This window comes from Ruegeria sp. D6, assembly GCF_056534365.1.
Window position 1 is genome coordinate 1057796 of record NZ_JBQFPH010000001.1, and the last position, 21325, is coordinate 1079120.

A 21325-nucleotide genomic window follows, 5' to 3' on the forward strand; every position below is an offset into this window, starting at 1 on the left:
CCTACTTCCTCGGGGTCAGGAACGAACGGTCTGTTTGCCCCGTCACAAATTCGACGATCTGGCGCACATATTCGTTGTCTGCATCCTCGCCCAGCCGGGTGGCGCGATCCATGAAGGTGCCGTCTCCTTCTGACAGTTCCTTGAAGGCCGCGCGCAATGCCGAGATATCCTCACGCGTTACACCACGCCGTTTCAAACCGACCAGATTCAAGCCATCCAGCTCGCCCCGAGGCGCCTGAACAAGCCCATATGGGATCACATCATTCGGGACCATCGTAAGCGCGCCAATGATGGCACCGCGACCTACGCGCACGAACTGATGTAAGCCCGAAATTCCGCCAACGATGACGTCATCCTCGATAATACAGTGACCAGCCGCGCCAGCGTGATTCACCAGAATGACCCGGTTGCCGATTTGTACATCATGCGCCACGTGGACACCGGCCATCAGTAAGCAGTCATCGCCAATCCGGGTGATACCACCGCCGCCATCCGTGCCGGTGTTGATGGTCACATGCTCGCGAATGCGATTGCGTTCACCGATTTCAAGGCGTGTGTTCTCACCACCGAATTTCTTATCTTGTGGGATTTCACCGACTACTGCGAAGCTAAAAATCACTGTGTCATCACCAATTGACGTATCGCCGGTGACTACGACATGGGATTTCAATTCGACCCGATCGCCCAGACGGACCTGCGGACCGATATGGCAGAATGGACCAATCGTACAACCCTGCCCGATCTGCGCACCGTCTTCGATAATGGCGCTGGGATGAATACCGCTCATGTTGTTTTTTCCATGTCCCAGTCGACATAGGCCGAAAATTCAGCTTCGGCAGCAACCTCGCCCTCGACTGTCGCGCGGCCGCTGAACTTGAAGATCTTGCCACCTTTCTTACCGCGTACAGTTTCGACATGCATTTCGAGAACATCGCCTGGTACGACCTTGCGGCGGAATTTGCATTTGTCGATATTCATGAAATAGATCAGCAACTCGCTGTCGATGACATCCATGCCGACACCCAGCATAACCCCTGCAGTCTGCGCCATCGCCTCGACAATGGTCACGCCAGGCATGATCGGAGTTCCGGGGAAATGGCCCTGAAAGTGCGGCTCGTTCATGGTGACATTCTTGATGCCCACCGCTGATTGATAGCCATCGATATCCACAACCTTGTCGACCAACAAAAACGGATAGCGATGCGGCAATATACGCTGAATCAGCTGAATGTCGGCGCTCTTGGTTTCCGTGGTCATGGTGCGGATGTCCTGTTCTGGATGTCTCTTTCAAGCGTGGTTAGCAATACCCGTACCCAAGGGCAAGCCAGCCTATTCGTTGTTATTGTTTTCAAGTGTAGCGCCGTCGCCGATAGCGGCATCGATCCTGGCGATCGCAGCGTTGGTAATATCTGAGGCGTCCGTGCTTAGAACCACATTGGACCGCTCGATCACAATCGAGGCGCCAAATTCGCGCAGCAATTCGATCAGCACCGGTTGCGCCATTTCAAAAAACTGACCACGCGCCTCTTCGCCGCGCCGCGCTAATGCGTCCAGTTTGGCGCGCTGGCCGTCACGGTGTGATTGAACTTTCTCGTCAAAAGCTTCGGCAAGCGGGCGAAACTCGTCCGCCGAAAGATCTGACCTCTTTTCGGTCAGATCTTTTTCTTCCTTGCTCAACTGCGCCACAATCCGTTCGTTTTCTTCAGCCAAAAGGGTGCTTTCGGCTTCAATCTCGCGAAAGACGCGCTGCCCAAAGGCGGAATCTGCAAACAAACGCTCACTGGAGATTGTCAGAACGTCTGTTTGTGGCACGCCCAATTGCTGCGCACCCAGCGGCATTGCTACAGCTACAAGTACCAAAACGCACAGGGCCCTTAGCGGGCCCTGCAGGATGTTCTTAACTTCGGTGATCATTCGCGATCAGAACCTGGCTTGAACGGTCAGGTCAAAGCTTTGCTCTTTATCGAAGTCCTCTTTCTTGAGGGCCTGCGAGAAGTTGAAGCGAAGCGGACCAAACGGTGTTTCCCACAGTACGGATACCCCTACAACATGCCGGATCGAACCGCTTTCACCAACAATATCAGCGCCAGCGGTGTTGACGTTGTTGAGATTGTAGAGGTTGCCAACATCGTAGAAGACGCCGCCACGCAGCCCCAGTTCTTCGGGCAGCCCCAGCGGGAAGTCCGATTCGAAACGAGCAACCCAGTAGTAGTTGCCGCCGATGGCATCGTCCTGCCCGTTCGAAAGGTCACGCGGCCCGATACCAGCAGGCTCAAACCCGCGGAATGTGCTAGGACCTAGAACAAACCGGTCGAGCGTGCGGCTGAAATCGTCCCCGGTCCAGTTCAGTGCACCCAATTCAAGCGTCGCGCGCAATACGACTTCTTCGTTGAGGACGCGTTTCTGCGCGATCGCCCGCGCCGTGGTTTTGAAGAATTCATTATCCCCGCCAAGACCAGCAGCATCCACGCCGACTTCGAACAAGACGCCCGCTGTGGGGTTCAGGCCACCAATACGGCTATCGTATACGTAGGACACCCCCAGAGAACTGCTGGTTCGTTTCCCCTGATCGATCTCTGATGAGATGACAGCGCCGTTCCGCTCATTGCTCTGCTGGGTCATTTCGCTGCGATCCCAACCATAGCGAAGACGCAACGCCGACAATTCACCGATCGCGTAGCTCAGCTGTGGGCGGAAGAACACTGTTTTTGTGTCGTAGCTGGCAAAGCTCGAATTGGTGCTGGCCAGACCAAGCCCAAGATCAAAGCGTAGCTTACGGCCCAACAGATAAGGCTCGGTAAAGTTGATAACGTACTGCTCAGAATCCTGAGCTGTCGACAACGTGATACCCAGGTTTTGCCCACGGCCGAGGAAGTTCGATTCATTCAATCCGATTGCGATCCCGAAACCGTCCGAGACCGAGTAGCTACCACCCAGGCTCAACGAACCGGTTGGTTGTTCTTCGACATCCACGTCCACGATAACCTGGCTTGGCGACGATCCCTCGCGGGTTTCCACATCAGCAACCGAGAAGAAACCCAAGGCTCGAATACGTTCGGCGCTCTGGCGGATTTCACGGGGATTGAAGGGGTCGCCTTCAACGGTATCGAATTGACGGCGGATCACACGGTCTAGGGTGGTTGTGTTCCCCTCGATATCGATGCGTTCCACAAAGATACGCGGGCCACGGGTCAGCACGAACTGGACATCCAATGTCAGATCGCGGGGATTACGCGTTACCCGGGGCTCGACCCGCAGAAAATCAACGCCGTTTTTCAGCCCCAGACGCTCCATCCGCGCGATCGAGTTCTCAAGCACCGTCGGAGAGTAAATTACACCTGGTTTGACTTTCAGAGCCGCCTGATAAGGCGCCGGGTCCACACCCGGGATCTCACTGACGGTCGTAATCTGGCCGAACGAGAACCGCTGTCCTTCTGTGACGTTCATAACCAGAAAGAATGCATCTCGTTCGCGGGTGAATTCGACATTGGCACTATTGACGCGAAAATCGATATAACCGCGTGACAGGTAGAAATCACGGATCACCTGTTTGTCGAATTCGATTCTGTCGGCAATGAAGGTGTCGCCGCGAAGGAAGGTCCGCAGAATGTTCGCCTGCTTTGTTTCAAGCACGCGGCGCAGTCGACGGTCCGAAAACGCGCGGTTTCCTACAAAACTGACTCGCTCAACCTCGATTGTCGTTCCCTCGGCGACTTCGAACACCAGATCGACACGGTTATCGCTGCGACGAATGATGCGCGGGATAACCGTCGCGGATACGCGGCCCTGCGCCGAATATACTTCGGCAATCAGGTCAGCGTCCGCTTCGGCCTGTTGAGGCGTGAATACGCGGCGGGTTTGGGACGATATCGCTTCGAGCAGGAGATCATCTTTTACGCGGCGATTGCCCTCGATGCTAATCTGGTTGATGGTCGGGTATTCCTCGACCGCGATGACCAACGTACTGCCACGTGGTGTAAGTTCGACTGTTTCAAAAACACCACTGTCAAGCAAACGCTGGAAGGCATCATTCAATTGTCCTGCCGTAACAGTCTGCCCCGGTTCGATTCCGGTGCGGGCGATAATCGTCGAAGTCTCGATCCGTCGATTGCCCTCAACTTCGAAGCTGTTGATGGTGTAGGATTGCGCCTGCGCGGGCTGCGTCAGAACCAGTAAACCCGGTGTAGCAAAAAGGAAAAAGAACGTTAGTGCCTGCCACAAAATGTTGCTTTTCCGCCCCCGCGAGCCGCAGTATGTGCCCGTGCGCCTGCTGTCAGTCATTTTTATCACTACCCAGAATTTTCAGCCTTTAGCTGCTGAGTAGCCCGATTGTGGGGCCATGTCAAAAGACGAAAAAGCAAAAACGGCCCATAAGGCCGTTGCACGTAAGTCAGACATGTTCAGGAGAATCACAAACCGAGCAGATAACCACCAACAGCTAGGGCCAGTGCGGTCACGGCAAAGCTGAGCAGCATATCCCAGTTCAACTGGAACAGGACGCTGACACTCTGATAGGATTTTTGAAACGCCTTGGTCATTGAACTCAAGCCTACACTTATCGATGCACCCCAATAAGATACGCTTGAATTGCGGCAATTTTGCGTCGGAACGGTGCCAAGATCGCCTTAATCAGCAGAACAGATCATTACTGACCGAGAAAAGCATCAATGACAGGATCAGTGTGACACCGACCCCCATCAGTACCCTCAGCGCTTTATCACTGGGTGGTCTACCAGACACAGCTTCATAAGCGTAGAATAGCAAATGCCCCCCATCCAAGGCTGGGATCGGGAACAGGTTCAGCAACCCGACCGCCGTTGACAATACGGCGATGAAGAAGATGAAGTTCTGAGCCCCCTGGCTGGCCATAGCACCCGAGGTTTCGGCAATACCGATCGGCCCGGAAATGTTGCAGGTGCTGATCGCTCCGGTGATCATGTGCCACATTCCCGACAGTGAGCCTTCGATGATGCGCCCGGTTTGGACCACGCCACCTTCGATCGAATCCCAAATGCCCGCTGGAACGGTTTCGGGATCGATCATCATGCCGCCGACGATACCGATGCGCCAATGGGTGATGAAACCACCATCGGACGTCGGCTCGTCGGTGCGTCGGGGCGCAAGTGCAAATTCTAAATCCGCCCCGTCGCGCCATACATCCAGCAGCAATACGCGCCCGTTCGATCCTTCGACATGTTCTTTAAGCTGCTCGAACGCAAAGATCGGATCACCGTCTACCGCCGTGATTACGTCGCCTTGCTGCAACTGTATGTCCATCGCTGCACTGCGCGGCGTAACCTGTTGGATTAGCGGTGGAAAGAGCCAAGGTGCCACGACATCAGTGGTCTCTCCATCTCGGATAACCGTATAGTCCAGCTCTGGTTCTACAGGCAGCGAATTGATGAAATCGGACCAGTTGCTTGCGTCATCGAAATCCGGTGTTGAAATGCCTGCGATGGCGATAATCTCATCGCCCTCCTGCAGACCCTGAATTGTACCAGGCAACGGCTGCAGTGCACCAACTGTCAAAGGTTCACGGGAAACACCCTGCGACCAGAAAATCAGGCCAAACACCAATATCGACATCACGAAATTAAAGACTGGCCCTGCCGCAACAGTAGCCGCACGCGCCCAAAGCGGGGCGCCGTGCATGGTGCGGCGTAGCTCTTCCGGGCTTTGTGCAGAGATCTCACTCATTGCGTCTACGTCCTTGCCGGACGCGGCATTGGCATCCCCCAGGAATTTGACATAACCGCCAAATGGCAGCAGCGCGACCTGCCAGCGAGTGCCGCGCTTGTCTACACGGCTCCATAGAACCGGGCCGAAACCGATCGAGAACACTTCGGCATGAATGCCAGACCACCGACCAACGATGTAGTGGCCGTATTCGTGCACCGCGACAATCACTGAAAGCGCAATAACAAAGGCTATTATCGTGTAGAGCAGATTGCCAAATTGCGGGATCAAAGAGAGTATGTCCAAAAGTTCTATCCTGCTCGTTCCAATACGGTTTCATCGACCCACTGACGTGCGAGATGGTCCGTTTGCTGTACATTATCAAGGGTCAATGGTGCATCAATCAGGCTGTCTGAAGCCTCAAAACGCTCCAACACGGCCGACACCGTGTCTGCCATATCCAAAAAACGTATCCGGTTTTCTATAAAGTGGTCCAATGCGCGCTCTTTGGCGGCGTTGAAGATCGCACCGGACAAGCCGCCGCGCTGCATCACTTCGCGGGCAAGACGCAAAGCCGGGTAACGCACTTCATCCGGTGCATGAAATCGCAACTGACCCAGTTGCGCGAGATCCAGACGCGCAACAGGTAAATCGCGCCGTTCGGGCCAATGCAGCGCGTACCCGATGGCATGGCGCATATCCGGAGCCCCCAGATGTGCCATCAAGGCGCCGTCCTGAAATCCGACCAGTGCGTGAACGATGGATTCGGGGTGCACGAGGACTTCGATATTCGATGGGTTAACGCCAAAATATTCTTTGGTTTCTATAACTTCCAATGCCTTGTTGAACATAGATGCGCTGTCGATCGTAATCCGCTGTCCCATGTTCCAGTTCGGATGACTCGATGCCTGTTCAACAGTTGCTTTGGCCAGATCGCCAAGCGGCCAATCCCGGAACGCTCCACCGCTTGCGGTGATAATGATCCGTTCAACGCTTGTCATATCCTCGCCCACAAGCGCCTGAAAAACTGCCGAATGTTCGCTATCCACGGGTAATAGCGTGGCGCCATGCGCCCGAGCCGTTTCCAGAACCAGCGGCCCGGCACAAACCAGCGTTTCCTTGTTGGCAAGCGCGAGTGTCGCCCCTTGTTTCAACGCTTCGATCCCCGGAGCCAATCCTGCGGAACCGACAATCGCCGACATCACCCAAGCCGCCGGTCGCGCCCCGGCCTCGATCAGAGCGGCCTGCCCCGCAGCCGCTCGCACTCCGCTGCCGGCCAATGCGTCACGCAGATCATCGAGTTTGTCATCAAACGCAGTCACCGCCACGTCTGCATCCAGGCGCACCGCATCGCGTGCAAGCTGCGCGACGTTGCGTCCACCGGTCAACGCGACCACGTCATAGGCATTCGGATTTCTTGCGATCAGATCAATCGTATTCTGGCCAATGGAACCAGTCGCACCAAATATGGATACCCTTCGCATCACATACCTCCGGGCGCGTAAAACAGCCCTACGAGCAACACAAAGACCGACGCGCCCATCATCCCATCAAACCGATCCAGAAACCCGCCATGACCGGGTATAAGGTTTGAGCTGTCCTTAACGCCAAAGCCACGTTTTGTCGCGCTTTCAACAATATCACCGATCTGGCTGGCCATAGAGGCAAGAACCGAGACAACGATAAAAGCAATGCCGAAACCGGCATAGTGCGCAAAAACTGTTCCGACCAGCGCGGCGGCAACCCAGCCTCCAACCGTACCGGACCATGTCTTCTTGGGGCTAACTCTGGGCCAAAACTTAGGTCCGCCAAGCGTTTTGCCCACAAAATACCCGGCGACATCCGTGGCCACGACCACAAGGATCAGCCAAACCATCCATCCAAATCCCAGGTTCTCTCGGATCGATATGAATCCCAGCCCCGACATCGCGATCCAAAGGGCAAACAGGACGTATATCCCGCGCGCACGGTTGATCTGTCCTGCTCCTACCAATGCCGGGGCCACCAAACATGGAAGCTTGTATAGCGGTGGTAGATGATAGCTTAGGACCACGGCGAACCCGGTCAGTATCGCCAGCTGAATCGCGACACCCTGACGTTCTGGGTCGATCATCCGGATCAGTTCCCATATCATCAGACCGCAGACGGTGCCGATAAATATCTCAAACCACAGGCCGCCTAGCCAAACTTCGACTGCCGCAATAGTCACAAGAACCGAAGCCGACAAAACCCGGGCAGTCAGATCAGACCATCGGCCATCACTCATGCCGGGACCGCTCCAAACCGCCGTTCTCGCGATCCATAGTTGCGGCACAGCCGTTCTAGTTCTGCAGCGGTGAAATCAGGCCACAGAGTATCGATGAATTCGTATTCGGAATAGGCAGACTGCCACAGCAGGAAATTCGAAATCCGCGCTTCACCACTGGTACGGATCACCAAATCGGGGTCTGGCAGAACGCGCGTGTCCAGATATTTGGGCAGAGTTTCCTCGTCCACGTCCTCGGGGGGCAGAATGCCATCGGCCACGTCACGTACCAAACGTCTGGTCGCGCGCGCCACCTCGTCACGACCGCCATAGTTCAAGGCAACGGTTAGATGAACCAGGTCGTTGTTCTGTGTTTCGCGTTCAAGCGTATCCATCAGCTCGGTCAACTTGGCATCCAGCCGAACTCTATCCCCAATGAAACGGACCCGAATGCCGTTATCTTTCAAGGTCTTGGTCTCTTTGACGATGTAACGGCGAAACAAGCTCATCAGGCCTGCAACTTCGACCTGAGTGCGTTTCCAGTTTTCAGTCGAAAACGCAAATACTGTCAGATACTTGATCCCTAAACCTGGGCAGGCCTCGACCACCTCACGGACGCGGCGCGCACCTGCATGATGGCCAAACAATCGAGGCCGCCCGCGCGACTGTGCCCAGCGACCGTTGCCGTCCATGATGATAGCAACGTGGCGCGGCCCTGCAATCGGAGAGGTATCGGGATCCTTTGGCATATCCGAGGCTCAGACCTGCATGATCTCGGCTTGTTTGGTCTCGAGCGCATCATCGACGGATTTGATCATGGTATCCGTCAGCTCCTGAACCTCGGTTTCCCAGAATTTCTGATCGTCCTCGGACATGCCGTCTGCCTTGGCCTTTTTGATCTGGTCCATGCCATCACGGCGCACATTCCTGATCGAAACCCGTGCGCTTTCTGCATATTGACCCGCGACCTTGCCGAGCTCGCGACGGCGTTCTTCGTTCAGTTCGGGAATCGGCAGCATGATGATGGTACCATTCAGTTGCGGGTTTATACCCAAACCGCTTTCCCGAATGGCCTTTTCAACCTTGCCGACGAGGCCCTTGTCCCAAACATTCACGGTTACCATGCGCGGTTCAGGGACGTTCACGGTACCGACCTGATTGATCGGAGTCATCGCGCCGTAAGCATCGACCATGACGGGCTCAAGCATTGAAGCCGATGCACGACCGGTCCGCAGCGAAGCGAATTCGGTTCTGAGGTTGGCCATGGCACCGTCCATGCGGCGTTTCAGATCATCGGTATCGAGTTCGAAATCATCAGACATGCTGCTCACTCCCCGTCTTCAGGTGATGTTCGGATGGGTCTTAAGCCATCACAAATGGGATGTATAGCAATCATGGTCACGAAATGTGGCAATGGCCAGAACTGTTTCCGGCATTTCGGCCTCATTCCCGACAATTGGGTCGGCCGGATGCATGCTCCGGCCGAACCGTTGTCTGTTTTGTCTATCAAGCGTTCACGTTGACCACGACGCGCCCTTTTACCTGACCTTGCAGAATGTCCGCTCCCAACTGGGGCAGATCAGAAAGGGTTGCTGCATGGACCATCGCCTCAAGCTTATCCATGGGCAAATCGGTCGCGATACGCTTCCAGGCTCGGACCCGGTTGTCGTATGGCTGCATCACGCTGTCGATGCCCAACAGATTAACACCGCGCAGCAGGAATGGGATCACGGTTGCGGGCAGCGCCGCACCACCGGCAAGGCCAACCGCAGCTACCGAGGCCCCATACTTCATCTGCCCCAGCACGCGGGCAAGCATCGCTCCGCCCACCGCATCAACACATCCGGACCAAGTTTCACTTTCCAGCGGACGCTTGGTGGTCTCGTTCAACTCGTCACGCGGGACAATTGTGGTTGCACCCAGTGATTTCAGGTATTCTTCGGTTTCAGGACGCCCGGTCACAGCTGCAACCTCATAGCCCAGATGGGCCAAAATGGCCGTCGCGACCGAGCCGACACCTCCTGCGGCACCTGTGACCAACACCGGGCCATGACCCGGCTGCAAACCTTGATCCTCCAGCGCCATGACGGCCAGCATAGCGGTGAACCCGGCAGTGCCAACGGCCATCGCCTGCCGTGTATCCAACCCATCCGGCAACGGTACCAGCCAATCTGCCCGCGCGTTTGCTTTTTGTGAAAAGCCGCCCCAATGCGCTTCACCTACGCGCCAGCCCGTCAGCACGACCTTGTCGCCAGGTTTGTAGCGTGCATCCGAGGACTGCTCGACCGTGCCCGCATAATCGATGCCCGGAATATGAGGATAACTACGCACCAGACCACCGCCTTTGGGCGACATGCACAGACCGTCCTTATAGTTCACCGTTGAATATTCAACGGCGATCGTCACTTCTCCATCCGGCAGCGCATCCAGAGAAATCTGCTTCACCGAAGCGCTTGCGAGGCCACTTTCTTCATCTTTTTCAACGACAAGTGCATTAAACATGAACTTACTCCTTCTATTGCCTCAATCGGCTGTGTTCCTGAAACAAGGGCTTAGCGCCAGAATTTTTCCTGCACCTCGGCCCATCGCATTCCATGTTCGGTCATCAATTCAATCCGCGTACCTGGCGCCCAATGGGACCGGTCGACCATTCCAATGGCTACATTCACTCCAAACTCGGGTGAATACGCAGCCGAAGCCACCTGCCCGACCTGCCGGCCCCCGGCCATCAGCGGCCAAGATTCGGTGCACGGTCCGATCTCACCTTCAATGACAAGCGGACGGATCTGCCGGGGCGGACCGTTTTTCGCCTGATCCGCCAAATCGGATTTGCCGATATAATCCAGCGGAGAATTGCAGAACCGTGCTAGCCCGCATTCATAGGGCGTATTCTCGCGCCGCATGTCCGACCCGAAACTCAACAGACCGCTTTCAACACGCTCAATCCCGTTTGGGCAACCTGCCCGCACGTTCAGGTCTCGGCCATTAGAAAACAGCGTGTCCCATAGTGGCATGCCATAATCCGTCCCTTCGACGTATATCTCGAACCCGCCTTGTTTTGACCAGCCAGACCGGGCGACGACGAATGATGTATCTTCAAACGCCAACCGTTTATATCGAAAGAACTTTATATCCCTGACTTCATCACCAAAGACGCGCGTCATCAGCTCGTCCGCCTTGGGGCCTTGTACCGCCAAGGGCGACACATCCGGCTCAGAAATATCGACATCCAGCCCCAGCGCAATCACGATTCCCAGAGCAAATTGCCAAAGGTCACCATCGGCAACCGACAACCAATAGTGATCATCCGCCAGTTTGATCGCAACAGGATCATTCAGCATGCCGCCATTGTGATCTACTATCGGCACATAATAGCACTGGTTCGCCTGCATTTTGTCCATATCGCGCGGGCTGAGCATCTTCATCAGCCGCAACGCATCCGGGCCTTTGATCTGTACCTGCCGCTCACACGAGACATCCCAGACCTGAACATGCTGTTTCAGATGCGCCGCATCAGCCTCGATGCTTTCAAAAACCGTCGCAAGCAGCATGTGATTATAAACGGTATACCCTGTGACGCCTTCGGCCTCGACGCCCCGAGTAAATGGGGTTTTGCGCACGCGCCGGTTCGGTGAGATGACTGCCATGTCAGAAATCCTCTGGCAGAAAGACAAGATCGCTGACAGGTGCCTGCGAACCAGCCTCGGTCAGCATTTGGTGCAATTGTCCGCGATGATGTGTCTGATGATTGAACATATGAATGACGCATTGCCCGTAAGGCTTTGTTACGTCATTCTCTTTTGCAGCCGAGTACCACGTGAACGAACCGCTCAGGACATCATCCCCCAACGTATTGGCCCATCTGGCAATACGGGCGTCAATCGTATCGCGCAGCGGCAGCCAGTCGGCCATGCCAGTGCAGATCGAGACACTCTCAGGAATGCCGCCACCTGGCCCCGGTCCCTTGTCAAACCGGGAAATCCAGATCCAATCCCCCCAAAGCAGATGATTGGCAGTTCCCATGATCGACCCGAAAAAAGCGCCGCGATCCCGTGCCAATTCTTCGCCTGAAAGAGCTTTGAGAAAGCCCTTTAACTGGTTGTTTTGCCAGTGGTTATATCGCGCCATTTCACGGGCATAGGCACCGGTTATCATTACTTTGGCCCGTGCCAATCAATCGGGCAGATCTCGGCTGACTTGCCGCCGAAGTCCCATACGCGACCATAGTCGCGCACCTTGGATTTCGTGCCTTTTGCTACAATGATGTCCGGCCCCATCCAGTATTTCGAATTTGAAACCATCACCGGATGCTCTGGGTCTTTGCCCGCAAGCATTTCGATCTCACCCTGAATCTTGCGCCCTATCATGATCCGGCGTTTGGTGCCGTCCCTTTCGATCTGAACCGGTGCACGTTCAGCCCCTATGATCTCGCTGACCAACATAGTGAACAACCCGGTTGTGCCACCTGCCTGACCGCTGAATATCTGCAACAGTCCATTGTAAGCCTTGCCGCTAGCACGTTCATCCACATAAGCCGCGACCTTCCACTGGCCTTCGCCCATGCGTCCGGGGATATCAACCAACAGGCCTACATTCAGTCCGGACAAATCTTCGCCTTCGTAATGGCCTTCGTCGATCGCGATACCCATCCACGCATGGCAATGCCCTTCGGTCGGAGGGTGTGCACCCAGCGAAACCACGCATGGGCAGAATACGTCACACGAACAGTTCAGGATCAGCTCACCCTTAACCGCCCAATCGGTCGGGCTCATCTCACGCCGCTTGGGATTTGGCATCCGGCTGTCAATTCTTTGACTGACCGGCAGCTTGTCTGCATCCGGTTTTCTATTTTTAGCCATCGACTTATCCTCCGTAAACAATGTGATGAGCGAGCAGTGCAAAACCACCCGCAATCAAGACGAATCCCATAGGACGGGTCACGGCGTGCCCGATCTGGGGAAGTTTTTCCAATACCATGAACAGGGTCGCCAGCCCCATCCAGAGCAGGCTCATGACGCCGCCGACAAAGCCCAACGCCATGAAGCCCCAGCAGCAACCGACACAGAACGCACCCAGTCCGACGCCCATGCGTACACCGCCGCCGAATCCGGTTTTCCAGTGGCCCAGAAAATACGTCATCGGTGCATGGCAAACACCGTGGCAGATTTCTTTCGCCCGAGAAAACTGAAAGGCACCCACGGCGATCAACAGGCCGGCGGCCAGATATGGCGATTTAGCGATTCCCAACATATCGACCGCGCCGCCAAACAGCAGCGCCAATTGCAGGCCAGTGATCAGCGCAGCAAAGCCCACCCAAACTATGAAATATCCAGATAGAACGCCCAGCCACCCTGCCCGCGTACCGTTCGCGCTGCGGATCAGATCATCATAACTGCGCAACGTGGGCACCAAAGTCGGCAGCATCATGGCCGCCATCATGATCGCCCACATCCAGAAAAGTGGGCCGAACTCGGCCATGGGCATATACATTTCCATACGCGGATCCATGGCCGCCATCGCCTGACCCATCGGTCCGGGTCGACCGATCCAGTCCACGTCCATATCGCGGCTCATCGAGACCATCATCCACCACGACCAAAGGATCGTGATGTAGAAGCCCAACCAAAGCGCGCTGCGGAAAATTGAGCGACTCACTTGCTCCTCCCGACTCAACTCTCTTGCTTTTCAAATGTCAGACTTTTAAATGTCAGACAAATAAAAATTACGCATCGCCGAAAACAACCATGAAAATCGACCCTCAGAGTACTGTAGATCTGTCCGCTCAAATTGCTCAGGCAATCCGCGACGCCATCATTTCGGGTCGGCTAATTGTAGATGAGCGTCTGCCCTCAGAATCTGAGTTGGCCGATCAGTTCAAAGTATCACGGCCTACGGTTCGCGAAGCATTGAAACGTCTGGCAGCGCAGTCCCTTATCCGCACGCAACGCGGGGCATCGGGTGGTGCGTTTGTGAACCGACTGAGTTTTGAGGACGCCTATTCCCAACAAGTCACAACCTCGACACTGCTGCTGTCGATGAACGCAGTCAGGTTCGACACCGCATGCGAAGCGCGTTATGCGCTCGAACGTGCATGCGCTGCTTTGTCGGCACAACGTCGTACCGCGGATCAACTCGCCACCATGCGGGCCGAGATTTTTCGTCAGGCGCAACCAGGTCTCACAGATGAGGCTTTCTGCGCGTCCGACGTCGCCTTTCATCGCGCGCTTGTGGATGGCGCGGGCAACCCCGTTCTGTCCTACCAATTGGCCGGTGCGGTCGAGGCTATGCAACCTCTGATGAACATGATTACGTTCACGGCTCGATCCCGCGAAGAGATCATCGCCCTTCACAGTGACATCACAGACGCACTAGAAGCGCGTGATGCCGGCTCGGTCGATGCAGCATTGATCAAACTTGAGGCCTACACACGGCAACTGGCGCAGGACGTGGCCGAAAGACGACGCAAACCCGCCTGACCACAGGCAAAAAGGAACGAAGGACGGCGAGGTGCCCGAGCAGGCAGCATGACATCCGGCGTTAAGACCGGAACTTCCAACATGAATTGAAGATCAATGACTTACGGGAGGACGTTATGAACCAAAGACCGGACCCAACCTTTTACCCATCAGCCAAACTGGCGATGGAGGGCCCCACTGAAACGCTTGCATTCACGTTGATGCTAAGCCCTGATTTTTCCCAACCAGACGGTTTGGCCGTCGTGAACGTGGATCCGACTTCGGATGATTACGGAAAAATTGTTCATCAGGTGATCATGCCAGAAAAAGGCGATGAGTTTCACCATTTCGGGTGGAACGCTTGTTCCTCTGCGCTGTCACCGCTTAGTGGCCATGCGTTTCTGGAACGCCGCTACCTCATTGTTCCTGGCATACGATCAAGCCGGATCTACATTATCGACGTCAAGAACCCGCTTGAGGCCAAGATACACAAGATCATCGAACCCGAAGAAGTTTTTGCAAAAACTGGATATTCCCGCCCGCACACGATCCATTGCGGACCGGAGGGGATCTACGTGAGCACGCTTGGAGGCGGTGGCGAAGACGGCACGGACGGTCCTCCGGGCATTTTCATCATGGATTGCGAGAGCTTCGAGATCATCGGGCGCTACGAGATCGAGCGAGGTATCCAAGACAAACACTACGATTTCTGGTGGAACCTGCCACGCGACTATATGGTCAGTTCGGAATGGGGGCTGCCTCCGCAATTCGAAAACGGCATCGTGGCCGAGGATCTGCTTTCGAACAAATACGGGCACAGCATCCATTTCTGGAACCTGCGCAGCCGGACCAATATTCAGACCATCGATCTGGGTGAAAATCACCAGATGGCCCTGGAAATCCGGCCCGCTCACGATCCGGTCAAACAATATGGGTTCTGTGGTGTGGTGGTTGACACGACCAACCTGCAGGGCGCGATCTTTACTTGGTGGCGTAATGATGATGGCACCTTCGAGGCCAAGAAGACCATCACGATCGATCCGCAGCCCGCTGATCCAGATGACTTGCCTGAATTGCTGAAAGGCTTCTCTGCCGTTCCGCCACTGGTCACGGATATCGACCTCAGCCTGGACGATAAATACCTTTATGTGGCCTGTTGGGGTACGGGTGAGATGCATCAATACGATGTCTCTGATCCGATGAACCCGACCCTTGCGGGCAAAGTCGAGATCGGGGGGATCGTCAAGAAAACAAAACATCCCAACGGGCAAGACTTTGGTTACGGACCGCAGATGGTTGAAATCAGCCGCGACGGAAAGCGGGTATATTGGACCAATTCGCTTTATTCCACTTGGGATGATCAGTTCTATCCCGGTGAACGCGGGGCTGCGATGGTCAAGGCGGATGTTGGCGAAAACGGAGGCCTGACATTGGATCCGAAGTTCTGGGTCGACTTCCCCGACGGATATCGGGCCCACCAAATCCGGCTTGAGGGTGGAGACTGTTCTACCGATAGTTTCTGCTACCCATCGGTCTGAGTTGGAAACTCTGATGACATCAACGGCTGGTCTCTGGCTGGCCGTTGTGCTTAGCGGCGCATATCATGGCCTGAATCCCGGAATGGGCTGGCCGCTTGCGGTATCTTCGGCGCTGATGGAACAACGGCCATCAGCTTTGTGGCGCGCATTGACCGCCCTGGCTGGTGGTCATTTCGTCGCCATGCTGGGGGTCCTACTGCCATTTGCTATGATGGCAGTTCTGGTTGAATATCAACGCGAAATTCGTATCGGTGCTGCGCTGATTGTGATCACAATGGGTGTTTACATCGCCATAACACGCCGGCATCCCCGGATGTTGTCGCGCGTACCGCCAAGCAAATTGGCACTTTGGTCGTTCCTCGTTGCGCTGGCACACGGCGCGGCGTTGATGCTGGTTCCGATTTATCTTGGATTGTGTGGATCAGACGAGTTGGAAACGGGCCAGATCGCAGTCTCTCAGATCATGGCGAGCAATGGCCTGCTCGTACTGACGGTCGCTGCACTTCACACAGCCGCCATGATCCTTGGCGGGGGCATTCTGGCCTTCGCCGTCTATCGCTGGCTGGGCCTTCAATTTCTGTCACGCAGTTGGTTCAATCTGGAACTTGTCTGGGCTCTCAGCCTGATCGCGGTCGGAGTTATAGGCTTGTGGTCAGCGATTTAGATGCTTTTCTTTACATAGTGCTGCGCTAGACTCTGCGGGCAGAGCAAAAAGGGAAAAAAGTCCATGATCACAGCCCTTAACGTGATTGCCGCCTTGCTGACCGTCGGCTTTGGTTTGTTCGGATTTCTGGCCCCGGCCTACACAGCCAACGCGCTGGACCTAGCCCCCACCAAAAGCACCATGGGACTTAGTGAGATGCGAGCCTCGGTTGGCGGGTTGTTCGTGGTGACAGGTGCCGTGGTTCTCTGGCTCAACACACCGATGGCATATGCCATGCTGGGCGTTGTTTATGCAGGGGCGGCGTTGGGCCGGTTTGTGTCTTTGGCGCTGGATAATCCCCCGTTCGTCAAGGCGCTGACTTTTGGTGGAATCGAGCTTGTTCTGGCCCTTTGGCTTATTCTCGCCAACTTGAACAGAGCTGCTTAACTTATTGAATTTGATACAAGTCAACCTTAGCATTCCGGGTTTGCATCCGACCACGTCCTAACCTATATATGAGGGGTCCTTCGGGACTATGGACATAAACGCGCTCGTAATAAGCGGATCGGACCCGGGGGCGGTACCCGGCGGCTCCACCAACATCCTTCGTTTGAGGATCATGGGGCCGAAATAGGATCGACGAACGTCTAAAGGGGTTAGCTTTGTCTCGGCTGTCTGCCACCGTTACCGGCGAAACTAGTACAATTGCAAACGACAATCGTGCTCCGGTTGCAGTTGCTGCGTAAGCAGTAGCAAGACCGAAACTTAAGCCCTTGCGCCTAGCCGCGTAAGGCGGGGTTCGCAGGTACCTGGCAACAGAAACCTGCATTTTACCGATTATGTCTGCTCCATGCCCATAACTCACCTGGGATTCAGGGTTTATTCACTTCTCTGCTTCATCTTCCTGAACAAGCGACAGGAGGGCTGAGATGACGAATTCTGACAGGCTTAGGGCGTGGTATTCAGAGGTCTGGGAACAAGGCAATACCGATGCAATCGATCAGTTTTTTGCCCCGGATACGATGGCCGAAGGGTTGATACCCGAAATGCAGGTTGGCGCGGACGACTTTCGCGATCTGGTCATGGCGTTTCGTCATGTTCTGGGCGAGATCACAGTCGAACTGCCGAAGATCATCGAAAATGGTGATTGGGTCTCTGGTATTCTGCATGTCCGCACCTTCCGGGCCGATAACGGTGCCCCGCTTGAAGTTACCGGACAAGTCATGGCGCGCTTCAAAGGGGACAAGATGGTCGAGGCCTATAATCAGTTTGATTTCATTACACTTTTTGAACAACTGGGGCAGTTCCCACAGGATACCCTTCCGGTTTGCATGACCGGGCAAAGGTTGGACTGGGCCTGATAAACTTGACCGCAAGCTTGACCCATCCCGCATTTGCGCGCTAGCAGAGGATCAAGGGGTAAGCTTGCGAACACCCCGTGAGGCGGCAGCCCAAGTTCGCATGTATCCAAAGCAATAAGGAAACATGCAATGGCTGCCCCCAATGCAATTACACCCCGACAACTCTTGCGCCTGATCGGTACGCCTCAGGCTCCTATCCTGTTTGATGTGCGCACAGATGGGGATTTCGACGATGATCCCTCCCTCATACCCGGCGCATTCCGAATGCCATATCAAAATGTTGATGGCATAAGAAATCATACCGGCGATCATTCTTGCGTAGTAATTTGCCAGAAAGGCAAAAAGCTGAGTCAGGGCGTTGTTTCATGGCTGCAGGCTGAAGGGGTGGTGGCGGAATTTCTGGAAGGTGGAATGTTCGCCTGGCGCGCTATGCCGGGCGCAATGGTCGTGCCTATGCCTGCCCTTCCTGCAGTTGCAAAAGGCAACACGGTCTGGGTGACGCGGCACCGCCCCAAGATTGATCGCATCGCGTGCCCCTGGCTGATCCGCAGGTTTGTCGACAGGCGCGCTCGGTTCCTGTTTGTAGCACCGGATGAAATTCAGGGGGTTGCCGAGCACTTCGGCGCCACACCCTTTGATGTTGAAGGAACTGATTGGAGCCATCGCGGCGACAATTGCACCTTTGACACGATGCTGGATGACTTCAAGCTTCGATCTGAGCCTCTGGACCGCATGGCCACGATCATACGTGCCGCCGATACAAACAGGCACGATCTGGCGCCTGAGGCCGCCGGGTTGCTGGCCCTTTCGGTCGGCTTGTCGCGCCAGTATCGGGATGACCAACAACAATTGCAGGCTGGAATGCACATCTATGATGCACTCTATCGCTGGGCGCGCGATGGCTCTAGCGAGACACATGACTGGCCCGCGGGTCACGGCAGATGACCCCTTCATATCAAGAGTTGATCAGGGTGTTTGGGCGCATCGGGCTGCTGTCCTTCGGCGGCCCCGCCGCCCAAATTTCACTGATGCATCAGGAGCTGGTCGAAAAGCGCCCCTGGTTGGACGAACAGACCTATCTGCGCGCGCTTTCCTTATGCATGCTGTTGCCAGGTCCCGAGGCCATGCAGCTTGCCACTTATGCAGGTTGGCGGCTGCGCGGCGTGGCCGGAGGGTTAATCGCGGGCTGTTTGTTTGTACTGCCAGGTGCTCTGGTGATCGCGCTGCTGGTATTGCTTTATGCGGCCTATGGTACATTGCCTTTGGTTCAAGCTGGATTCTTGGGCATCAAGGCCACGGTGATCATCATCGTCCTGCAAGCATTACGGAACCTATCGAGGAAAGCGCTTACAGACGTCGAGCACCGGGTTATCGCGGGCCTAGCCTTTTTGGGGATCTTTGTCTTCAACCTGCCCTTCCCGCTAATCATACTGTGCGCTGCCGTTTGGGGATTCGTGACTTCGAAAGACGACAAGCCCGTTGCCGTTCAAACCAGCCCAACACTTGCCAATCCTGTTCGCATAGCGGTTTTCTGGCTTATTCTTTGGCTGGGGCCGTTGTTTGTTCTGTCTTTGAGCGGTCAGGAACTGCTCAGCGATCTGGGCTGGTTCTTTGCCCGCCTTGCGGTTGTAACTTTTGGCGGTGCCTATGCGGTGCTGGCCTATATGACCCAGACCGTGGTCGAAACCTACCAATGGATCAGCACGGACCAGATGATCGACGCGCTAGGTCTGGCCGAAACCACGCCTGGGCCGCTGATTCTGGTGACTCAATTTGTGGCCATGCTTAGCGGTCAGATTGCCGGAGGCGCCTCGCTGGCGTTTGCGGCGGGCATTGTCGCTTTATGGGCGACGTTTGTACCGTGTTTTCTGTGGATTTTTCTTGCAGCCCCGCATCTGGACAGAATCGCCGAGCGTCCGCGTCTTGGGGCCGCGATGCACGGAATCACAGCTGCGGTCGTCGGAGTGATTCTCAACCTCTCCGTGTGGTTCGGGCTAAACGTCTTGTTCACCTCAATTCCGGGGTGGCATTGGGGACCAGTTTCTCTCCCCCTACCCGACCCTTCGTCGCTTGAATTCAGCGCACTTGTGCTGACCGTTCTGGCTGGCCTGTTGATTTTCCGTATGAAATCCGGTTTAGCAACCACACTTGGTATCATGGTTCTGGCCGGACTAGGCATGCAGATTTTGTAATCAATACAGCCCAGCACAGCCTTTCGTTTCCGTCCGAATGAACTATGCTGGGATTAACCACTTTCGAGGATCAACCATGTCGCAAGACATCGACTACGGGAATCTGATGCACACGGCCATGCGAGGCCTGATCAAGACCGTCCTGACCGACGTGTCCGAAACCGGCCTGCCCGGTTCGCATCATTTCTTTATCACTTTTGATACACGGTATGAGGGCGTTGAGTTGGCCGATTGGCTGCGTGAGCGATATCCAGGCGAGATGACGATTGTCATGCAGCACTGGTTCGAAAACCTCGAAGTCGGTGACGATGGCTTTTCGATTACGCTGAATTTCGGGGACGCGCCGGAACCGCTTTACATCCCCTATCTGGCGATCAAGACCTTCGTGGATCCTTCGGTTGAGTTTGGCTTGCGCTTTGAAAGCCCGGAAGACGAGGACGAAGAGATCCATGTGACGGAAGAGGCCCCGATTGAGCTTGAGGCCGAAGAGGCAGAACCGCAGCATGATGCGGATGTGGTCTCGCTGGACAGCTTCCGGAAATGACCAGAAAACCCCGCTTGATGCGGGGTTTATTCTTTTTGAAGGAATGTCTCGACCGAGCGCGACTTAACCCCATCGCGAAACCGGGAAAATGACAGGTCGAGCCCGCCATCAGCTAGTGTCCGGTCAAATTGCTGAAGCTCATAGCCACCGTTTTCGGCTATGAACAACGAAAACACCGTCAGAGTATCTCCTTCGATCCGCCCCCAAACAAAGGGTTCCCCTTTCATCGGGTCAAGCGGCACCTCATGGCCAAACACATTACGCTTCATGGCCGCAGAATAAACATCGGGCCGATCCGAGCTTTGAAAATCAACCGAGTATTTCTCATCCTTGATGCGACCGTCGGCTTTGTAAGTCGTGGTGGTCCAACTCACGTTGAAGCCCCCTTTGATTTCCTGAATCGAAACGCTCATATCCCGAGGGGTCGCCGTACCATCCGCATCAACAACGTCGGCCGAACCGGTATAGTCGCCCACGAACGGCTCGATTCCCGTCGCCTGAGCGTTTTGCACAAATACTGCCAGCCAAAAACTCGCGGCAAACAATAACGCAAGCGTATACAAAGGGCTTTTGAGAAGTGACACGCGCATGGTTGCCTCCGTCAGGGTTATTGTCCCATCTTAACTTTAGCCCGCCGACGTACAATGGCACTGTTTTCGCTAACAGAAATT

Annotated in this window: 24 protein-coding genes and 1 other RNA gene; 9 read left to right on the forward strand and 16 right to left on the reverse strand. The window is 55.2% G+C overall.

Translation table 11 applies throughout. The features are described from left to right. Position 1: 1 nt before the first annotated feature. The 15 genes from lpxA to ACR0A1_RS05350 form a co-directional block, all read right to left on the reverse strand. Complete coding sequence (lpxA, locus tag ACR0A1_RS05280; RefSeq protein WP_170405636.1) at positions 2 to 787, reverse strand: acyl-ACP--UDP-N-acetylglucosamine O-acyltransferase; 786 nt, start codon at positions 785 to 787, stop codon at positions 2 to 4. Continuing rightward, entirely contained in the window at positions 784 to 1257 is a 474-nt protein-coding gene (fabZ, locus tag ACR0A1_RS05285; RefSeq protein ID WP_170393131.1) for a 3-hydroxyacyl-ACP dehydratase FabZ, read from the reverse strand. Before fabZ ends, lpxA begins: the two co-directional genes overlap by 4 nt. 72 nt (positions 1258 to 1329) lie before the next feature. Continuing rightward, positions 1330 to 1914 carry an OmpH family outer membrane protein gene (locus ACR0A1_RS05290; RefSeq protein WP_170393132.1) on the reverse strand — a complete coding sequence of 195 codons (585 nt, stop codon included), beginning with the start codon at positions 1912 to 1914 and terminating at the stop codon, positions 1330 to 1332. Between the two features lie 6 nt (positions 1915 to 1920). Further along, positions 1921 to 4281 (reverse strand): outer membrane protein assembly factor BamA, encoded by a 2361-nt coding sequence (gene bamA / locus ACR0A1_RS05295; protein ID WP_170393133.1) that lies wholly within the window; start codon positions 4279 to 4281, stop codon positions 1921 to 1923. Between the two features lie 128 nt (positions 4282 to 4409). Further along, on the reverse strand, positions 4410 to 4538 hold the full coding sequence (locus tag ACR0A1_RS05300; protein WP_255612105.1) for a hypothetical protein: 129 nt from the start codon (positions 4536 to 4538) through the stop codon (positions 4410 to 4412). A gap of 91 nt (positions 4539 to 4629) precedes the next feature. Next, positions 4630 to 5982, reverse strand: a complete 1353-nt coding sequence (rseP, locus tag ACR0A1_RS05305; RefSeq protein WP_480866525.1) for an RIP metalloprotease RseP — start codon at positions 5980 to 5982, stop codon at positions 4630 to 4632. Between the two features lie 5 nt (positions 5983 to 5987). Next, entirely contained in the window at positions 5988 to 7160 is a 1173-nt protein-coding gene (gene dxr / locus ACR0A1_RS05310) for a 1-deoxy-D-xylulose-5-phosphate reductoisomerase (protein ID WP_480866526.1), read from the reverse strand. Further along, a complete protein-coding gene (locus ACR0A1_RS05315; RefSeq protein WP_480866528.1) occupies positions 7160 to 7942 on the reverse strand; it encodes a phosphatidate cytidylyltransferase in 783 nt (260 codons plus the stop codon). Before ACR0A1_RS05315 ends, dxr begins: the two co-directional genes overlap by 1 nt. Further along, positions 7939 to 8670 carry a polyprenyl diphosphate synthase gene (uppS, locus tag ACR0A1_RS05320; RefSeq protein ID WP_480866530.1) on the reverse strand — a complete coding sequence of 244 codons (732 nt, stop codon included), beginning with the start codon at positions 8668 to 8670 and terminating at the stop codon, positions 7939 to 7941. Before uppS ends, ACR0A1_RS05315 begins: the two co-directional genes overlap by 4 nt. A 9-nt stretch (positions 8671 to 8679) precedes the next feature. Next, positions 8680 to 9243 carry a ribosome recycling factor gene (gene frr, locus ACR0A1_RS05325; RefSeq protein WP_170393138.1) on the reverse strand — a complete coding sequence of 188 codons (564 nt, stop codon included), beginning with the start codon at positions 9241 to 9243 and terminating at the stop codon, positions 8680 to 8682. Positions 9244 to 9427: 184 nt separating this feature from the next. After that, entirely contained in the window at positions 9428 to 10423 is a 996-nt protein-coding gene (gene acuI, locus ACR0A1_RS05330; RefSeq protein WP_480866532.1) for an acryloyl-CoA reductase, read from the reverse strand. A 50-nt stretch (positions 10424 to 10473) separates the two neighbouring features. Further along, a complete protein-coding gene (locus ACR0A1_RS05335) occupies positions 10474 to 11568 on the reverse strand; it encodes a dimethylsulfoniopropionate demethylase (protein ID WP_480866534.1) in 1095 nt (364 codons plus the stop codon). Between the two features lies 1 nt (position 11569). After that, complete coding sequence (locus tag ACR0A1_RS05340; RefSeq protein WP_480866536.1) at positions 11570 to 12076, reverse strand: DinB family protein; 507 nt, start codon at positions 12074 to 12076, stop codon at positions 11570 to 11572. Beyond that, positions 12076 to 12780: a DUF1326 domain-containing protein gene (locus ACR0A1_RS05345; RefSeq protein ID WP_170393142.1), complete on the reverse strand. Its 705-nt coding sequence runs from the start codon at positions 12778 to 12780 to the stop codon at positions 12076 to 12078. Before ACR0A1_RS05345 ends, ACR0A1_RS05340 begins: the two co-directional genes overlap by 1 nt. A gap of 4 nt (positions 12781 to 12784) precedes the next feature. Next, positions 12785 to 13576 carry a DUF2182 domain-containing protein gene (locus ACR0A1_RS05350; protein WP_480866538.1) on the reverse strand — a complete coding sequence of 264 codons (792 nt, stop codon included), beginning with the start codon at positions 13574 to 13576 and terminating at the stop codon, positions 12785 to 12787. Positions 13577 to 13665: 89 nt separating this feature from the next. On the opposite strand from ACR0A1_RS05350, the gene ACR0A1_RS05355 reads away from it, so the two are divergent. The 9 genes from ACR0A1_RS05355 (at position 13666) to ACR0A1_RS05395 (ending at position 20654) form a co-directional block, all read left to right on the forward strand. After that, positions 13666 to 14397: a FadR/GntR family transcriptional regulator gene (locus ACR0A1_RS05355; RefSeq protein WP_480866540.1), complete on the forward strand. Its 732-nt coding sequence runs from the start codon at positions 13666 to 13668 to the stop codon at positions 14395 to 14397. 116 nt (positions 14398 to 14513) lie between these two features. Continuing rightward, positions 14514 to 15914 (forward strand): selenium-binding protein SBP56-related protein, encoded by a 1401-nt coding sequence (locus ACR0A1_RS05360; RefSeq protein WP_170393145.1) that lies wholly within the window; start codon positions 14514 to 14516, stop codon positions 15912 to 15914. 13 nt (positions 15915 to 15927) lie between these two features. Further along, positions 15928 to 16578 carry a hypothetical protein gene (locus ACR0A1_RS05365; protein ID WP_170421484.1) on the forward strand — a complete coding sequence of 217 codons (651 nt, stop codon included), beginning with the start codon at positions 15928 to 15930 and terminating at the stop codon, positions 16576 to 16578. Between the two features lie 63 nt (positions 16579 to 16641). Then, positions 16642 to 17004: a DUF4345 family protein gene (locus tag ACR0A1_RS05370; RefSeq protein WP_480866542.1), complete on the forward strand. Its 363-nt coding sequence runs from the start codon at positions 16642 to 16644 to the stop codon at positions 17002 to 17004. Positions 17005 to 17040: 36 nt separating this feature from the next. Then, positions 17041 to 17387, forward strand: a transfer-messenger RNA (tmRNA) gene (gene ssrA, locus ACR0A1_RS05375). Between the two features lie 99 nt (positions 17388 to 17486). Beyond that, a complete protein-coding gene (locus tag ACR0A1_RS05380) occupies positions 17487 to 17918 on the forward strand; it encodes an ester cyclase (RefSeq protein WP_170393148.1) in 432 nt (143 codons plus the stop codon). 129 nt (positions 17919 to 18047) lie between these two features. Next, positions 18048 to 18863: a chromate resistance protein ChrB domain-containing protein gene (locus ACR0A1_RS05385; RefSeq protein ID WP_480866544.1), complete on the forward strand. Its 816-nt coding sequence runs from the start codon at positions 18048 to 18050 to the stop codon at positions 18861 to 18863. Next, entirely contained in the window at positions 18860 to 20110 is a 1251-nt protein-coding gene (gene chrA, locus ACR0A1_RS05390) for a chromate efflux transporter (RefSeq protein ID WP_480866546.1), read from the forward strand. Before ACR0A1_RS05385 ends, chrA begins: the two co-directional genes overlap by 4 nt. A gap of 76 nt (positions 20111 to 20186) precedes the next feature. Further along, positions 20187 to 20654, forward strand: a complete 468-nt coding sequence (locus ACR0A1_RS05395) for an SspB family protein (protein WP_480866548.1) — start codon at positions 20187 to 20189, stop codon at positions 20652 to 20654. A gap of 26 nt (positions 20655 to 20680) precedes the next feature. Here ACR0A1_RS05395 and ACR0A1_RS05400 read toward each other — a convergent pair whose 3' ends face one another. Beyond that, positions 20681 to 21244 (reverse strand): hypothetical protein, encoded by a 564-nt coding sequence (locus ACR0A1_RS05400; RefSeq protein ID WP_480866550.1) that lies wholly within the window; start codon positions 21242 to 21244, stop codon positions 20681 to 20683. Positions 21245 to 21325 lie beyond the last annotated feature (81 nt).

What these genes read in the sequence shown, in the direction of transcription:
- lpxA (WP_170405636.1), bottom strand. Translation starts at nt 787, where the DNA reads ATGAGCGGTATTCATCCCAGCGCCATTATCGAAGACGGTGCGCAGATC.
- fabZ (WP_170393131.1), bottom strand. Translation starts at nt 1,257, where the DNA reads ATGACCACGGAAACCAAGAGCGCCGACATTCAGCTGATTCAGCGTATA.
- ACR0A1_RS05290 (WP_170393132.1), bottom strand. Translation starts at nt 1,914, where the DNA reads ATGATCACCGAAGTTAAGAACATCCTGCAGGGCCCGCTAAGGGCCCTG.
- bamA (WP_170393133.1), bottom strand. Translation starts at nt 4,281, where the DNA reads ATGACTGACAGCAGGCGCACGGGCACATACTGCGGCTCGCGGGGGCGG.
- ACR0A1_RS05300 (WP_255612105.1), bottom strand. Translation starts at nt 4,538, where the DNA reads ATGACCAAGGCGTTTCAAAAATCCTATCAGAGTGTCAGCGTCCTGTTC.
- dxr (WP_480866526.1), bottom strand. Translation starts at nt 7,160, where the DNA reads ATGCGAAGGGTATCCATATTTGGTGCGACTGGTTCCATTGGCCAGAAT.
- ACR0A1_RS05315 (WP_480866528.1), bottom strand. Translation starts at nt 7,942, where the DNA reads ATGAGTGATGGCCGATGGTCTGATCTGACTGCCCGGGTTTTGTCGGCT.
- uppS (WP_480866530.1), bottom strand. Translation starts at nt 8,670, where the DNA reads ATGCCAAAGGATCCCGATACCTCTCCGATTGCAGGGCCGCGCCACGTT.
- frr (WP_170393138.1), bottom strand. Translation starts at nt 9,243, where the DNA reads ATGTCTGATGATTTCGAACTCGATACCGATGATCTGAAACGCCGCATG.
- acuI (WP_480866532.1), bottom strand. Translation starts at nt 10,423, where the DNA reads ATGTTTAATGCACTTGTCGTTGAAAAAGATGAAGAAAGTGGCCTCGCA.
- ACR0A1_RS05335 (WP_480866534.1), bottom strand. Translation starts at nt 11,568, where the DNA reads ATGGCAGTCATCTCACCGAACCGGCGCGTGCGCAAAACCCCATTTACT.
- ACR0A1_RS05340 (WP_480866536.1), bottom strand. Translation starts at nt 12,076, where the DNA reads ATGATAACCGGTGCCTATGCCCGTGAAATGGCGCGATATAACCACTGG.
- ACR0A1_RS05345 (WP_170393142.1), bottom strand. Translation starts at nt 12,780, where the DNA reads ATGGCTAAAAATAGAAAACCGGATGCAGACAAGCTGCCGGTCAGTCAA.
- ACR0A1_RS05355 (WP_480866540.1), top strand. Translation starts at nt 13,666, where the DNA reads ATGAAAATCGACCCTCAGAGTACTGTAGATCTGTCCGCTCAAATTGCT.
- ACR0A1_RS05360 (WP_170393145.1), top strand. Translation starts at nt 14,514, where the DNA reads ATGAACCAAAGACCGGACCCAACCTTTTACCCATCAGCCAAACTGGCG.
- ACR0A1_RS05365 (WP_170421484.1), top strand. Translation starts at nt 15,928, where the DNA reads ATGACATCAACGGCTGGTCTCTGGCTGGCCGTTGTGCTTAGCGGCGCA.
- ACR0A1_RS05370 (WP_480866542.1), top strand. Translation starts at nt 16,642, where the DNA reads ATGATCACAGCCCTTAACGTGATTGCCGCCTTGCTGACCGTCGGCTTT.
- ACR0A1_RS05380 (WP_170393148.1), top strand. Translation starts at nt 17,487, where the DNA reads ATGACGAATTCTGACAGGCTTAGGGCGTGGTATTCAGAGGTCTGGGAA.
- ACR0A1_RS05385 (WP_480866544.1), top strand. Translation starts at nt 18,048, where the DNA reads ATGGCTGCCCCCAATGCAATTACACCCCGACAACTCTTGCGCCTGATC.
- chrA (WP_480866546.1), top strand. Translation starts at nt 18,860, where the DNA reads ATGACCCCTTCATATCAAGAGTTGATCAGGGTGTTTGGGCGCATCGGG.
- ACR0A1_RS05395 (WP_480866548.1), top strand. Translation starts at nt 20,187, where the DNA reads ATGTCGCAAGACATCGACTACGGGAATCTGATGCACACGGCCATGCGA.
- ACR0A1_RS05400 (WP_480866550.1), bottom strand. Translation starts at nt 21,244, where the DNA reads ATGCGCGTGTCACTTCTCAAAAGCCCTTTGTATACGCTTGCGTTATTG.